Raw genomic sequence first — 14,131 nt, 5'->3', positions numbered from 1 at the left:
GGGCCTCGGCCCTGCCCGGGCCCACGGGACGAGGCCCGGCTACCGCTCCAACTCGTCCAGCGCGCCCAGCTGTTGCATCAGCCCCAGCTGGTCGTCCTGCCACCACATCTCGGCGATCTTGCCGTCGGCGGTGAACCGGAACAGCGTCATCCCGGTCATGGTGACCTTCCTGCCGGTGGGCGGGATGCCGAGGAAGTCGCCCTTGTGCGTGGCGTTCCAGGTCCACCGCGCGCACACCCGGTCGCCCTGGGCGAGCAGGTCCTCGACCGTGAACGTGAAGTCGAAGCCGCCGCGCCACATCCGGAACTCGCTGCGGGCGTTGTCCAGCCCGATGACGTCCTGCGGGCCGACCGGATCGTGGCTGTGCACGTCCTCGTCCAGCAGGTCGTTGAGCGGCGGCAGTTCGCCGGGGGTCGCGAGCGCCGCGTAGAACCGGCGCACCATGTCCTCGGCGGGCGTCTCCTCCCGTACGACGTCCAGATCGATGAACGTCGGCGTCTCGTCGCACAGGGCGGCCATCTGATGGAAGATCTTGTCGGTCTCCGGGAGGCGGGAGTTCCGCAGCGCCTCCTCGTAGGACGGGAACTCCACCACTTCCACGATGTGCGACGAGTCCGACCGGTCCTTGCCGACCAGCGCGTGCGTCGCCGTCCGCTTCCCCCTGGTCTGCGCGACCCAGTCGTCGATGAGCCGGTTCATCTCGTCCAGCCGGCTCGTCCGGCACTCGATGAGCTGCACGAAGGTCATGACGCCGCCTCCCGGCCCCCTGGTCCGGTCTCGTCAGCTCATTCTCGCACCGGTACGCCGGCCGCACCCGTCGGCCGCCGCGGCTACTGCGGTCCGTACTTCCGCCCCGTCTTCGACGTGATCCCGCCGAGCAGTCCGCGCGGGGTCACCTTCACCAGGCCCATCAGCGCCTTGTAGCGCGGGTCGGGGATCGACAGGGTCTTGCCGCGGGCCAGATCGGCCAGGGCCGCCGCGACCAGCTTGTCGGCGTCCAGCCACATCCAGCCGGGGATGTTGTCCGTGCCCATCCCGGCCCGCTGGTGGAACTCGGTGCGCACGAAGCCGGGGCACAGCGCCATCAGCCGGACACCGCTGCCGGCCAGGTCCTTGGCCGCGCCCTGGGTGAACTGCACGACCCACGCCTTGGACGCGCCGTACGTGCCGCGCGGCACGAACGCGGCCACGGAGGCGACGTTGACGACCCCGCCCCGGCCGCGCTCGCGCATCGCCCCGGCCGCCGCCGAGGTCAGCCGGAGCACCGCCTCGCAGTGCACCTTGAGCATCCTCAGCTCGTCGGCCATGGATACGTCGAGATAGCGGCCCTTGTTGCCGAAGCCGGCGTTGTTGACCAGCAGGTCGACCGGGTTCTTCCGGTCGCCGAGGCGGTCGGCGACCGTGTCGATGCCCTTGTCCTCGGCGAGGTCGGCGGTCAGCACCTCCACCTCGATGCCGTGCCGGTCGTGCAGTTCGGTCGCCTGCTCGCGCAGCCGTTTGGTGTCCCGCGCGACCAGGACGAGGTCGTGCCCGTCAGCCGCCAGCCGCCGCGCGAACGCGGCACCGATTCCCGCGGTCGATCCCGTAATCAGAGCCGTTGTCATGACCCAAGGTTAGTGACCCGGAGCGACCGCGTCCGCCGGCCTCGGCCAGGGGAGGCGGCACGTGCGGCAGAGTGGGCGCGGTCCCGCCCACGGGTGCGCGGGCGGCCGCCACGCGGCCGCGCCCGCTCCCGGGCTGACGCCCCGTCAGCCACCCTGCCGTGACACGTACTTGCGCGCAGCCGCCAGGGACTCCGGATGCAGCGCCTCGCTCGCGGCGAGCAGCCGTGGCAGCAACTCCCGTTCGGTGGTGACCGCGCGGAACTCCAGCGCCGCCGTCACTCCGTGGCCCGGCCGGTGCACGATCTCGATCGGGTCGCCCGCCCGTATCTCGCCCGGCTCGATCACCCGGAGGTAGGCACCGGTTGCGCCCTTCCGTGTGAACCTCTTGACCCAGCCGCGCTCGCCCGTGTGGCCCTGGAACGTGCGGCACGGGATACGGCCCGAGGTCACCTCGAGGACCACCTGGGAACCGATCCGCCAGCGCTCTCCGATCAGGGCGCCGGAGACCTCCAGACCGTCCGTCGTCAGGTTCTCCCCGAAGCAGCCGTTGGCCAGCGACCGGCCCAGTTCGCGCTCCCAGTCGTCGAGGTCCTCGCGCGCGTAGGCGTACACCGCCTGGTCGTCCCCGCCGTGATGCCGCAGCTCGCACACCGCGTCCCCGGCCAGCCCGCTCCCGCCGACCCCCTTGGGCCCCGGGGCCGCCACCCGCACCGGCCCGTCGGCCGGCCTCTTGTCGATGCCCGTCACGCCCTGCGGCTGGTCCGTGTACGGCACCGGCCGGGGGCTGCCCAGATTGACCGAGAGAAGCTTCATGACCGCGACGGTACGGGACGCACCCCAAAGCGTCGAGCGAATATCGTGCGCTTACCCCAAGCAGCCCTTATGCTCGAAGGGTGATCGAGGCCCGTCATCTCCGCGTCCTGCGCGCCGTCGCCACCACCGGTTCCTTCTCGGCGGCGGGGCGCGAGCTGGGCTGCACCCAGCCCGCCGTCAGCCAGCAGATGAAGGCCCTGGAAACCTCGGTCGGCACCCCGCTGCTGGTCCGCAGCGGCCGCGAGATGCGGCTCACCCAGGCCGGCGAGGCCCTGGTCAGGCACGCCTCCGGCATCCTCGCCGGGCTCACCGCCGCCGAGGAGGAGATCGCCGCCATCGCGGGCCTGAGAGCCGGCCGGGTCCGGCTGGTGTCGTTCCCCAGCGGCAGCTCCACCCTGGTCCCCACCGCACTGGCCGCCCTGCGCGCCGCCCACCCCGGCACCCGCGTCTCCCTGGAGGAGGCCGAGCCGCCGAGGTCCGTGGAGCTGCTGCGCGACGGCGACTGCGACCTGGCCCTGGCCTTCCGCTACGAGGGCGCGGCGGTCGTCGAGGACTGGGACGACCTGGTCGTACGGCCGCTGCTGATGGACCGCCTGGTGGCCCTGGTGCCGGAGCGGCACCGGCTCGCCCGGGCGGAGAGCGTCGCGATCGGGGAGCTGGCGGGGGAGCCCTGGATCGCGGGCTGCCCGCGCTGCCGCGGCCAGCTGGTCGAGGTGTGCGAGGGGGCGGGCTTCACCCCGCGCATCGACTTCGCCACGGACGACTATCCCGCGGTGGCCGGCCTGGTCGGCGCGGGCCTGGGCGTCGCCGTACTGCCCCAGCTGGCCGTGGAGTCGGTACGGCCGAGGGGCGTGCGCACGGTACGGCTGGAACCGGCGGTACGGCGCGAGATCGTCGCCCTCACCCTGCCCGACCTGGCCCGGGTGCCGGCCGTCGCCGCCACGCTGGAGCAGCTGGCGCGGGCGGCGGGTCGTCCGTCGTAGCGGGATCCGGGGGCGCGGGGCCGGCGCGGGGATCCCAACGCGGGCGTCGGTGATCCGGGGGCGGGTCGGGGATCCAAGGGGGTCGTGGAGCCGGAGGCGGGTCGGTGATCCAAGGGGGTCGTGGAGCCGGAGGCGGGTCGGGGATCCAAGGAGGTCGTCGAGCCGGAGGCGGGTCGTGGGTCCGGAGGCGGGTCGGGGACCGCAAGCCAGGCTCGGGGATCCGGAGGCGGGTCGGGGATCGCAAGGCGGGCTTGGGGATCCGGAAGCGGATCGGGGCGTGCGGAGGCGGGCCCGGGAGCCGAAGCGGGGTCAGGGCATCGGCAGGCGGGTCCGGGAGCCGAAGCGGGGTCGGGGCATCGGCAGGCGGGCCCGGGATCCGGAGGCGGGGTCGGGGCGTCCGGAGGCGGGCCGGCGGATCCGGCGGCAGAGTCGAGGGCACGCACGTGGCGACGTGACGTGCCCTGGTGGAGGCAAGCGCACCCGGTGATCCTCGGGTGCAGAATCGTTCCTTCAGTGATTCCGGGCGGCGTCCGTACCGGTGACCGAAGCGGTCACCAGACGGTTGCGTGCACGCCCCATCAACTCCTCGCGCTCGTCCTCGGTCAGGCCGCCCCAGACGCCGTACGGCTCGCGCACCGCCAGCGCATGCGCCGCGCACTCCGCGCGGACAGGGCATCTCATACAGACCTCCTTGGCCGAGTTCTCGCGAGCGCTCCGAGCCGCCCCGCGCTCGCCCTCGGGGTGGAAGAAGAGCGAGCTGTCCACGCCGCGGCAGGCAGCCAGCAGCTGCCAGTCCCACAGGTCCGCGTTCGGTCCGGGAAGGCGGGAGAAATCTGCCATTACGTGACCCCTTGTAGCCGTTCTGAGCGGATACGGTGCCATCGACCGTACATCTCCGGTCTAAGGAGATGAAAATATGACTCATTGCGAATCTAGCCTCGGACACCGCGAAACGGGAAGAAATGGATCCAAACGGGGCATAGTTGTGATGAAAAGTTGAGGGTCTGCCGTCCATGTCTGCGCCGTGTCGGAACCCTCACGTAGAGTGCCGAAGACGGCATGTAGCCCCGTAACTCTTTCGGGTGACCGTCGTTGAGAGTGCGGAGGCGGTTGAAAACACAAGCGCTCGGGCAGGCGTCCGAGACGGTCGACCGCACAGGTGAGATTCCGTACCAGCCTGGAGGCTCAAGGTGACGCGCATCAGCTGCGGAGGGCGGCCATGACATCCGTCCTCGTCTGCGACGACTCCCCGCTTGCCCGAGAAGCGCTCCGTCGCGCGGTCGCGACCGTGCCCGGCGTCGAGCGCGTGACGACGGCGGCCAACGGCGAGGAAGTCCTCCGCCGCTGGGGCGCCGACCGCTCCGACCTCATCCTGATGGACGTGCGCATGCCCGGCCTGGGCGGCGTCGAGACCGTGCGCCGGCTGCTGTCCGCCGACCCCGGCGCGCGCATCATCATGCTCACCGTCGCCGAGGACCTCGACGGCGTGGCCCTCGCGGTCGCCGCCGGCGCCCGGGGCTATCTGCACAAGGACGCCTCGCGCGCCGAGCTGCGGGCCACGGTGACGCAGGCCCTCGCCGACCCCACCTGGCGGCTGGCCCCGCGCCGGCTGCGCTCGGCCGAGATGGGCGCCGCGCCCACGCTCACCGCGCGTGAGATCCAGGTGCTGGAGGGCATGAGCCACGGCCGTTCCAACGCCGAGATCGGCCGCGAGCTGTTCCTCTCCGAGGACACCGTCAAGACGCACGCGCGCCGCCTGTTCAAGAAGCTCGGCGCCTCGGACCGGGCCCACGCGGTGGCGCTCGGCTTCCGCTGGGGACTGGTCCGGTAGGCGGTGCCCAGCCCTGCGGGGCAGGCGGGACCGCCCGGCACCGGGCGCGCGTCCGCCTCCCCGGCAGCAGCGGGTCCACCTTCCGGCCTGCCCGCCGACCCGAGCACGAGGGCGTTACGGCACCGTGCCGGGCGCCCGGAGCGTGGCGGCGTGCGCGCCGGGCCCTTGCCGGATGCGGGGCGGACGCACACGCTCCGCGGTTCCGGTGGGCGTATCGGTGGATCCGGGTCGTATCCCGCTGCGCGCCGACGTGCTCGGCAGCGGTGCGCCGGTCCCGGTGGCGCCCCGGGCCGGCGGCGTCCTCGGTGCCGGTGGCGTGCCGATGTGTCCCGGGCGGGCAGCGGACGGCCCGTCCTGCGGCCCCGCGCCCCCGACGGCCGGCCCCGGGTCTGCGCGGCTCGGGCGGAAGCGTGGCCTGCACGGGCGGAGCACGGCCCGGCCAGGAGGGCGGGCCGCCACGCGTTCGGGGCACGCGCGCGCCGCACCTTCTCATGTCCCCATGCTCCGTCGGCGCACGGGCGCGCCCCGCGCATCCTGTTCGCGTGCGGCGGCGCACCGACGGCCCCGACGGCGGTGCTCTCGGCCCCGGCGGGCGGCGGTGAAATGCCGTACCGGGTGTCGCGGTTGCGCTCGGACGCGGCCGTGCGGCGGCCGCGAGGGACGGGCCCGGAGGTGGACCCGATCACATCCGGGGCACCGCACGGCACAGCGCCCGCCGGGCGCGGCGCCGGACGCGCGCGCCGTGAACACCCGTGGTGGGCGCGGCTCGGTGACGGCCGGGACGCGCGGGGCGGGGCCGTGCCCGCCCCCGGCGTGAGAGGGCGCGGGATCCCTCGGCGGGCGCCGCACAAGGGGGCCCGCCGGACGGGCGCTGCTCGTTTCCGCGCGGATGCCGCATCCTTGAGATGTGGAGTCTCTCGGGGACGAGTCGGTCGAGCGGAAGGGGAGGGCGCAGGAAATGAGTGCCGGCGCACCTGCTCATAACGCTTCGGTGCACAACCACGAGCACAATGCGACGGACCGGACGGCCACAAGGCACCATGGACCGATGCGCGACGACGAGGCGGGCACGGCCCACGGGGCGATCGGTGCACTCGTCCATCGCGCCGTCCACGGGGACGAGCAGGCCACGCACGATCTGCTCGCCCACGTCCACCCGCTGGCGCTGCGCTATTGCCGCACCCGGCTGTCCCGGCTGCCGGGCGACGCGCGTCACTTCGTCGAGGACCTCGCCCAGGAGGTCTGCGTCGCCGTCCTGCTCGCGCTGCCCCGCTACCGCGACACCGGCCGCCCCTTCGAGGCGTTCGTCTTCGCCATCGCCTCCCACAAGGTGGCCGACCTGCAGCGCGCCGCCATGCGCCACCCGGGTTCCACGGCCGTCCCCTCCGACGAGATGCCGGAGCGCCCGGACGACTCCCTCGGACCCGAGGAGCGCGCCCTGCTCAGCAGCGACGCCGAGTGGGCCAAGAAGCTGCTGGCCAACCTCCCCGAGAACCAGCGCGAGCTGCTCCTGCTGCGCATCGCCGTGGGCTTGACCGCGGAGGAGACGGGGCAGATGTTGGGAATGTCACCCGGCGCGGTCCGGGTCGCCCAGCACCGGGCGCTGAGCCGCCTGCGCGCGCTCGCCGAGCAGTGACGCCCCGTGCGTGGGGCCTGAGCTGCTCCCCTTGTTGAACAGGTGTGCGGTCCGTTTCCGTACGAACATACGAAGCCTGAAGTCACCCCGTACCGTGGAATGTGCTGACGATGCTTCCCGTTAGCATGGACATCCGCACCGATCAAGGCCATTTGGGGAAGGTGTCATGACTGCCAACGTCGACGGAGTGCCCGAGAAATTCGCGACACTCGGGCTGACCTACGACGACGTGCTGCTGTTGCCGGGCGCATCCGAGGTGCTCCCGAACGCGGTCGACACCTCGTCCCGCATCTCGCGCAACGTCCGCGTCAACATCCCGCTGCTGTCGGCGGCGATGGACAAGGTGACCGAGTCCCGGATGGCGATCGCGATGGCCCGCCTCGGCGGTGTCGGCGTGCTGCACCGCAACCTGTCCATCGAGGACCAGGTCAACCAGGTCGACCTGGTGAAGCGGTCCGAGTCCGGCATGGTCACCGACCCCATCACGGTGCACCCGGAGGCGACGCTCGCCGAGGCGGACGCGCTGTGCGCGAAGTTCCGCATCAGCGGCGTCCCGGTCACCGACCCGGCCGGCAAGCTGCTCGGCATCGTGACCAACCGCGACATGGCCTTCGAGAGCGACCGCACCCGCCGCGTGCACGAGGTCATGACCCCGATGCCGCTGGTCACCGGCAAGGTCGGCATCTCCGGCCCGGACGCCATGGAACTGCTGCGCAAGCACAAGATCGAGAAGCTGCCGCTGGTCGACGACGAGGGTGTCCTGAAGGGCCTGATCACGGTCAAGGACTTCGTCAAGGCCGAGCAGTACCCCAATGCCGCGAAGGACGCCGAGGGCCGGCTGCTCGTCGGCGCCGCGGTCGGCGCCAGCCCCGAGGCGCTGGAGCGCGCCCAGGCGCTCGCCGAGGCCGGTGTGGACTTCCTGGTCGTGGACACCTCGCACGGCCACAACAGCAACGCGCTGAGCTGGATGTCCAAGATCAAGTCCAGCGTGTCCGTCGACGTGATCGGCGGCAACGTCGCCACCCGCGACGGCGCCCAGGCGCTGATCGACGCCGGTGTGGACGGCATCAAGGTGGGCGTGGGCCCGGGCTCCATCTGCACCACCCGCGTGGTCGCCGGCATCGGCGTCCCCCAGGTCACCGCCATCTACGAGGCCTCCCTCGCGGCCCGTCCCGCCGGCATCCCGCTGATCGGCGACGGCGGCCTGCAGTACTCCGGCGACATCGGCAAGGCGCTGGCCGCCGGCGCCGACACGGTGATGCTGGGCAGCCTCCTCGCCGGCTGCGAGGAGTCCCCGGGCGAGCTGCTGTTCATCAACGGCAAGCAGTTCAAGTCGTACCGCGGCATGGGCTCGCTCGGCGCCATGCAGTCCCGCGGCCAGGCGAGGTCGTACTCCAAGGACCGCTACTTCCAGGCCGAGGTCGCCTCCGACGACAAACTCGTCCCCGAGGGCGTCGAGGGCCAGGTGCCCTACCGCGGCCCGCTGGCCAACGTGCTGCACCAGCTCGTCGGCGGCCTGCGCCAGACCATGGGCTACGTGGGCGCCGCCACCATCGCGGAGATGGAGTCCAAGGGCCGCTTCGTGCGGATCACCTCGGCGGGCCTGAAGGAGAGCCACCCGCACGACATCCAGATGACGGTCGAGGCGCCGAACTACAGCAGCAAGAGCTGAGACGGCGTCCCCACGCGCGCGTGACGGGCATCGACGGCGGCTTCCGGAGCATCCGGGGCCGCCGTTGCCGTACCCGTCGGCGATACTGGGAGGCGCTGCAACGCATCAGGGAAAGGCCACAGACGTGACTGAGATCGAGATCGGGCGCGGCAAGCGCGGCCGCCGGGCGTACGCCTTCGACGACATCGCCGTCGTCCCCAGCCGCCGTACGCGGGACCCGAAGGAGGTCTCGATCGCCTGGCAGATCGACGCCTACCGCTTCGAGCTGCCCTTCCTGGCCGCCCCCATGGACTCGGTCGTCTCCCCGGCCACCGCGATCCGCATCGGTGAGCTGGGCGGCCTCGGCGTGCTCAACCTCGAGGGCCTGTGGACGCGGTACGAGGACCCGCAGCCGCTGCTGGACGAGATCGCCGAGCTGCCCGCCGAGCACGCCACCCGCCGTCTGCAGGAGATCTACGCGGCGCCCATCAAGGAGGAGCTGATCGGCGCGCGCATCAAGGAGGTGCGCGACTCCGGTGTGGTCACCGCCGCCGCGCTCTCCCCGCAGCGCACCGCCCAGTTCTCCAAGGCGGTCGTGGACGCGGGCGTGGACATCTTCGTCATTCGCGGTACGACGGTCTCCGCGGAGCACGTCTCGTCCTCGCACGAGCCGCTGAACCTGAAGCAGTTCATCTACGAGCTGGACGTCCCGGTGATCGTCGGCGGCTGCGCCACCTACACGGCGGCCCTGCACCTGATGCGCACGGGCGCCGCGGGCGTGCTCGTGGGCTTCGGCGGCGGCGCCGCCCACACCACGCGCAACGTCCTCGGCATCCAGGTCCCGATGGCCACGGCCGTCGCCGACGTGGCGGCCGCCCGCCGTGACTACATGGACGAGTCCGGCGGCCGGTACGTGCACGTGATCGCGGACGGCGGCGTCGGCTGGTCCGGCGACCTGCCCAAGGCGATCGCCTGCGGCGCGGACGCGGTGATGATGGGCTCCCCGCTGGCCCGCGCCACGGACGGCCCCGGCAAGGGCCACCACTGGGGCATGGAGGCGGTCAACGAGGAGCTGCCCCGCGGCAAGAAGGTCGACCTGGGCACGGTCGGCACGATCGAGGAGATCCTCACCGGCCCGTCCCACACCCCCGACGGCTCGATGAACTTCTTCGGCGCCCTGCGCCGCGCCATGGCCACCACCGGCTACAGCGAGCTGAAGGAGTTCCAGCGGGTCGAGGTGACGGTCGCGGACAGCCAGCACCGCCGCTGACGCGGACGACGCACAGGGGCCCGGCCACCGAGGAGGTGGCCGGGCCCCTGTCGCGTGCGGGAAGGCGTTACGCGGCGGCCTTCTTGGCGCCGGAGAACGCGGCGAACGCGGCGATGGCGAAGAACAGGAAGGTCAGCGGATCGGCGTCTTCCTTCCACACCTTCTGGACCACGTCGATGTGCTGGAAGAACAGCTCGCTGAAGCTCACGTGCAGCTGGTCGGCGCCGATCACGGCCTCACCCACCAGCTGGCCGACGTACACCGAGCCGAGCGCCAGGATCGCGCTGACGACGGGCAGGGCCGGGTTGCGGCCGCCCGCCTTGCCGGCCGCGAGACCGACGACGAAACCGACGCCGACGGCCGCGTAGCCGATCTCGTGCTTGGTGGCACCGATGACGAGGCCGTAGAGCGCGGCGGTGACCACGGCGGCGACGACCGCGGCGACGATGCCGAGAACGGCGTTGTTCCGGGCCGCGGCGGCCGGCGCCGGCGGGGCGTAGGCGCCGGGCTGCGGCGGGTACGGCGCGCCGGCCGGGGCCTGCTCGGCGTACGGGTTGCCGTCGACCGGACCCGGCTGCGGCGGCTGCGCCGGCGGAACTGACTGGCTCATGACAGAAAACCCCCCGATATGGATCCGGTACGGATCACAACTGACCAAGGAAACGACGAAACCCCGGCACGCGCGTGTGCCGCGAGTCCGGGGGAGACTAACAGCCGGGGACGACAACGCCCTCGGCCGTTTTCCCTTCGTGACCGGGCGGGGCCCGGCGGCACCGCCCGGGCTCAGAGCCGGTGTGCCGCCCCCGTGGGCGTGGCCCCGCGGGTGTCCAGCAGCAGCTGGGCCTTCACCGACAGCCCCTGCAGGTCGTACGTCCGGTGCTGCTGGAGCAGGATCGTCAGGTCGGCCACGGCGGCGGCCTCGTAGAACGAGTCCGCGCGCGGGACCGGACGGTCCAGGACGGTCCAGGAGGCCACGTACGGGTCGTGGTAGCTCACCGAGGCGCCCAGCTCCATCAGCCGGACCGCGATCTCCTGGGCCGGAGTGCCCTGCAGGTCGGCGAGGTCGGGCTTGTAGGTGACGCCGAGCAGCAGCACGCGCGCGCCGCGGGCGGACTTGCCGTGCTCGTTGAGCAGGGTGGCGGCGCGCTGCACGACGTAGCGGGGCATCCGGCTGTTGACCTGCTGGGCCAGTTCCACCATGCGCAGGGTGCGGGTGGCGTGGCCGGTCAGGTCCTGCGCGACGCCGTGCCCGCCGACGCCGGGTCCGGGGCGGAACGCCTGGAAGCCGAAGGGCTTGGTCTCGGCGCACCGGATGACGTCCCACAGGTCGACGCCCAGCTCGTGGCAGAGCACGGCCATCTCGTTGACGAGCGCGATGTTGACGTGCCGGAAGTTGGTCTCCAGCAGCTGCACGGTCTCCGCCTCGCGCAGTCCACGCGCGCGTACCACCTTGTCGGTGAGCCGGGCGTAGAAGGCGGCGGCCGACTCGGTGCACGCGGGCGTGAGGCCGCCGATGACCTTGGGCGTGCCGGCGGGGGTGTGGTCGCGGTTGCCGGGGTCGACCCGGCTGGGCGAGTAGGCGAGGTGGAAGTCGCGCCCGGCGCGCAGCCCCGAGCCCTTCTCCAGCAGGGGGCGCAGGAAGTCCTCCGTGGTGCCGGGGAGCACCGGCGACTCAAGGATGACCGTCGTGTGCGGGCGCAGCCGCTCGGCGAGGGCACGGGCGGCCGCCTCCACCTGGCCGAGGTCGAGTCCGCCGTCGGCGCCGCGGGGGGTCGGCGCGCAGATCACCGCGGTGCGCACCCGCCCGAGCTGGGCCGGGTCGGTGCCGGGCCGGAATCCGCCCGAGTGCATCCGGCGCAGCTCGGCGGGGCTGAGCGAGCCCGCCTCGGGTCCGGTGGCGTAGCCGATGGTGGAGATGCCTGCGGCGACTGCGGCCTGGGCGAGCGGCAAGCCGTAGGGGCCGAGTCCGATGACGGCGAGGTCTGCGGGCATGGCGTGGGCCGTCCTTCCCGATAGCCGAAGCGGGACAGTTGCGCAACCGCTGTGGGCGAGATGAGCGAGTGCGATGCCAGGCTAGATACCCATATGACTGTTATGTGTGATTGTGTTCGTGTGTCTTCCGAAGGGTTCTGCGCGAGTTGCGTGCGCGTTGTCCACAGGTTCGGCTGCCGTGGTGGCTGAAGTCGGGCGATCCGGTCAGAATTTGGGCATGAGGCAGAGAGTGAGCCGAAGAGGCAGAGAGTGAGCCGAAGGGGCGCGCCGGTGCCGGGAGGCCGAACGCGCGGAGGCGCGCAGCGCTGAGCACGTTCGGCCTCCCGGCACCGGCTGAGGCGCCCCGGAGGCGAACCGCCTGGTGAACGGGAATGATCCGGGCTTCGCCCACCGGGTGCGGCCGACGCGAGCGAGTCTGCGACAGCGGGAGGCAGCGTGAGGACAGCGACTCTGGGCCCGGCACAGCGCGCCGAGGCACTGGCGGCGATGGCGGAGCGGGAGCTGGACGTGCTGGTGATCGGCGCGGGAGTGGTCGGCGCCGGCACCGCGCTGGACGCCGTCACCCGCGGCCTGTCCACCGGCCTGGTGGAGGCCCGCGACTGGGCGTCGGGCACCTCCAGCCGGTCCAGCAAGCTCATCCACGGCGGTCTGCGCTATCTGGAGATGCTGGACTTCGCGCTCGTCCGCGAGGCCCTGAAGGAGCGCGGCCTGCTCCTGGAGCGGCTCGCCCCGCACCTGGTCAAGCCGGTGCCGTTCCTGTACCCGCTGCAGCACAAGGGCTGGGAGCGGCTGTACGCGGGCTCGGGCGTGGCCCTGTACGACGCGATGTCCATGGCGCGCGGACACGGCCGGGGCCTGCCCCTGCACCGCCACCTCGCCCACCGCCAGGCCCTGCGGGTCGCCCCCTGCCTGAAGAAGGACGCCCTGGTCGGCGCCCTGCAGTACTACGACGCCCAGATGGACGACGCCCGTTTCACCGCCACCCTGGTGCGCACGGCGGCGTCGTACGGCGCGAAGGCGGCCAACCGCGCGCGCGTGACCGGGTTCCTGCGCGAGGGCGAGCGGGTGGTCGGCGCCCGGGTGCGGGACGTGGAGGGCGGCGGGGAGTACGAGATCCGAGCCAAGCAGGTCGTCAACGCCACCGGTGTGTGGACCGACGACACCCAGGCCATGGTGGGGGAGCGCGGCCAGTTCCACGTCCGCGCGTCCAAGGGCATCCACCTGGTCGTGCCCAAGGACCGCATCCACTCCACGACGGGCCTGATCCTGCGCACCGAGAAGTCCGTCCTCTTCGTCATCCCCTGGGGCCGGCACTGGATCATCGGCACCACCGACACCGACTGGAGCCTGGACAAGGCCCACCCGGCCGCCTCCAGCGCCGACATCGACTACCTGCTGGAGCACGTCAACTCGGTGCTCGCGGTGCCCCTCGGCCGCGACGACGTGCAGGGCGTGTACGCCGGGCTGCGCCCGCTGCTCGCCGGCGAGTCCGACGCCACCAGCAAGCTGTCCCGCGAGCACACGGTCGCCCACCCGGTGCCGGGACTCGTGGTCGTGGCGGGCGGCAAGTACACCACCTACCGGGTGATGGCCAAGGACGCGGTCGACGAGGCGGTGCACGGCCTGGACATGCGGGTCGCCGACTGCGTGACGGAGGAGACCCCGCTGCTGGGCGCGGAGGGCTACCACGCGCTGTGGAACGCGCGCGCCCGGACAGCCGCCCGCGCCGGACTGCACGTGGCCCGCGTGGAACACCTGCTGAACCGGTACGGCTCCCTGGCCGAGGAGGTCCTGGACCTCATCGCCGCCGACCCCGCCCTCGGCGAACCGCTGCAGGCCGCCGACGACTATCTGCGCGCCGAAGTGGTGTACGCCGCCTCGCACGAGGGCGCCCGGCACCTGGACGACGTCCTGACCCGCCGCACCCGCATATCCATCGAGACCTTCGACCGGGGCACCCGCAGCGCCCGCGAGGCGGCCGAGCTGATGGCGCCGGTCCTCGGCTGGGACAAGGACCAGACGGAGCGCGAGATCCAGCACTACGAGAAACGGGTCGAGGCCGAGCGCGAGTCCCAGCGCCAGCCCGACGACCTCACGGCGGACGCGGCCCGGCTCGGAGCCCCGGACATCGTGCCGCTGTAGCCGCACCGGGCCGGGGCGGGACCCTTGCGGCCCGCCCCGGCGGCGGCGCCTGATACGGCGTCAACCTGCCGATTCCTCCGCTCTTGCAGCCCCTCGTCCCGATAGGCGGAACGGTCGCTTCCGGAGGGTTTCCGGTGCGCGCGGCCGGGGCGGCGATCAGGGGCACCCTGGGCGCTCGGCACTCGGCGGGTGAGAGACAATGGAGCCTC

General features: G+C 72.5%; 12 protein-coding genes. 6 read left to right on the top strand and 6 right to left on the bottom strand.

Annotated features, from left to right (window positions below; translation table 11 throughout):
• Window positions 1-39 precede the first annotated feature (39 nt).
• The 3 genes from OG956_RS13800 to OG956_RS13790 all read right to left on the bottom strand — a co-directional run bounded on the left by OG956_RS13800 (window position 40) and on the right by OG956_RS13790 (window position 2,417).
• Window positions 40-747 carry an ester cyclase gene (locus OG956_RS13800; protein ID WP_330338284.1) on the bottom strand — a complete coding sequence of 236 codons (708 nt, stop codon included), beginning with the start codon at window positions 745-747 and terminating at the stop codon, window positions 40-42.
• 83 nt (window positions 748-830) lie between these two features.
• On the bottom strand, window positions 831-1,604 hold the full coding sequence (locus OG956_RS13795; RefSeq protein ID WP_330338283.1) for an SDR family NAD(P)-dependent oxidoreductase: 774 nt from the start codon (window positions 1,602-1,604) through the stop codon (window positions 831-833).
• 144 nt (window positions 1,605-1,748) lie between these two features.
• A complete protein-coding gene (locus OG956_RS13790; protein WP_330338282.1) occupies window positions 1,749-2,417 on the bottom strand; it encodes an MOSC domain-containing protein in 669 nt (222 codons plus the stop codon).
• An 80-nt stretch (window positions 2,418-2,497) separates the two neighbouring features.
• Between OG956_RS13790 and OG956_RS13785 the strand changes: the two genes are divergently transcribed.
• Window positions 2,498-3,400, top strand: coding sequence for a LysR family transcriptional regulator (locus OG956_RS13785; RefSeq protein ID WP_330338281.1), 903 nt, complete (start codon window positions 2,498-2,500; stop codon window positions 3,398-3,400).
• Between the two features lie 510 nt (window positions 3,401-3,910).
• Here the strand turns inward: OG956_RS13785 and OG956_RS13780 are convergent.
• Window positions 3,911-4,240 carry a WhiB family transcriptional regulator gene (locus OG956_RS13780; protein ID WP_330338280.1) on the bottom strand — a complete coding sequence of 110 codons (330 nt, stop codon included), beginning with the start codon at window positions 4,238-4,240 and terminating at the stop codon, window positions 3,911-3,913.
• Between the two features lie 379 nt (window positions 4,241-4,619).
• Here OG956_RS13780 and OG956_RS13775 point away from each other — a divergent pair, with 379 nt between their 5' ends.
• The 4 genes from OG956_RS13775 to OG956_RS13760 all read left to right on the top strand — a co-directional run bounded on the left by OG956_RS13775 (window position 4,620) and on the right by OG956_RS13760 (window position 9,788).
• The gene (locus tag OG956_RS13775) at window positions 4,620-5,231 is read left to right on the top strand and encodes a response regulator transcription factor (protein WP_003948568.1); all 612 of its coding nucleotides are present in this window, start codon (window positions 4,620-4,622) and stop codon (window positions 5,229-5,231) included.
• Between the two features lie 1,048 nt (window positions 5,232-6,279).
• Window positions 6,280-6,867 (top strand): sigma-70 family RNA polymerase sigma factor, encoded by a 588-nt coding sequence (locus OG956_RS13770; protein WP_330338279.1) that lies wholly within the window; start codon window positions 6,280-6,282, stop codon window positions 6,865-6,867.
• A gap of 166 nt (window positions 6,868-7,033) precedes the next feature.
• A complete protein-coding gene (guaB, locus tag OG956_RS13765) occupies window positions 7,034-8,539 on the top strand; it encodes an IMP dehydrogenase (RefSeq protein WP_330338278.1) in 1,506 nt (501 codons plus the stop codon).
• A 124-nt stretch (window positions 8,540-8,663) separates the two neighbouring features.
• Window positions 8,664-9,788, top strand: a complete 1,125-nt coding sequence (locus OG956_RS13760; protein ID WP_330338277.1) for a GuaB3 family IMP dehydrogenase-related protein — start codon at window positions 8,664-8,666, stop codon at window positions 9,786-9,788.
• Between the two features lie 67 nt (window positions 9,789-9,855).
• On the opposite strand, the gene OG956_RS13755 is transcribed toward OG956_RS13760, so the two are convergent.
• Together OG956_RS13755 and OG956_RS13750 are read right to left on the bottom strand one after the other, a co-directional pair.
• On the bottom strand, window positions 9,856-10,398 hold the full coding sequence (locus tag OG956_RS13755; RefSeq protein ID WP_330338276.1) for a hypothetical protein: 543 nt from the start codon (window positions 10,396-10,398) through the stop codon (window positions 9,856-9,858).
• A 173-nt stretch (window positions 10,399-10,571) separates the two neighbouring features.
• The gene (locus OG956_RS13750) at window positions 10,572-11,780 is read right to left on the bottom strand and encodes a nucleotide sugar dehydrogenase (protein ID WP_330338275.1); all 1,209 of its coding nucleotides are present in this window, start codon (window positions 11,778-11,780) and stop codon (window positions 10,572-10,574) included.
• Between the two features lie 435 nt (window positions 11,781-12,215).
• Between OG956_RS13750 and OG956_RS13745 the strand changes: the two genes are divergently transcribed.
• Window positions 12,216-13,922 (top strand): glycerol-3-phosphate dehydrogenase/oxidase, encoded by a 1,707-nt coding sequence (locus OG956_RS13745; protein ID WP_330338274.1) that lies wholly within the window; start codon window positions 12,216-12,218, stop codon window positions 13,920-13,922.
• The last annotated feature ends 209 nt before the right edge of the window (window positions 13,923-14,131 follow it).

The organism is Streptomyces sp. NBC_00557, assembly GCF_036345995.1.
Lineage (GTDB): Bacteria > Actinomycetota > Actinomycetes > Streptomycetales > Streptomycetaceae > Streptomyces.
The sequence above is the reverse complement of the archived record's forward strand: the minus strand, read 5'-3'. Positions and strand labels throughout refer to the sequence as shown.

Bases quoted from the DNA above. Each gene is read 5' to 3' on its own strand.
- OG956_RS13795 (WP_330338283.1), bottom strand. From the start codon at position 1,604: ATGACAACGGCTCTGATTACGGGATCGACCGCGGGAATCGGTGCCGCG.
- OG956_RS13775 (WP_003948568.1), top strand. From the start codon at position 4,620: ATGACATCCGTCCTCGTCTGCGACGACTCCCCGCTTGCCCGAGAAGCG.
- OG956_RS13755 (WP_330338276.1), bottom strand. From the start codon at position 10,398: ATGAGCCAGTCAGTTCCGCCGGCGCAGCCGCCGCAGCCGGGTCCGGTC.
- OG956_RS13780 (WP_330338280.1), bottom strand. From the start codon at position 4,240: ATGGCAGATTTCTCCCGCCTTCCCGGACCGAACGCGGACCTGTGGGAC.
- OG956_RS13790 (WP_330338282.1), bottom strand. From the start codon at position 2,417: ATGAAGCTTCTCTCGGTCAATCTGGGCAGCCCCCGGCCGGTGCCGTAC.
- OG956_RS13770 (WP_330338279.1), top strand. From the start codon at position 6,280: ATGCGCGACGACGAGGCGGGCACGGCCCACGGGGCGATCGGTGCACTC.
- OG956_RS13750 (WP_330338275.1), bottom strand. From the start codon at position 11,780: ATGCCCGCAGACCTCGCCGTCATCGGACTCGGCCCCTACGGCTTGCCG.
- guaB (WP_330338278.1), top strand. From the start codon at position 7,034: ATGACTGCCAACGTCGACGGAGTGCCCGAGAAATTCGCGACACTCGGG.
- OG956_RS13800 (WP_330338284.1), bottom strand. From the start codon at position 747: ATGACCTTCGTGCAGCTCATCGAGTGCCGGACGAGCCGGCTGGACGAG.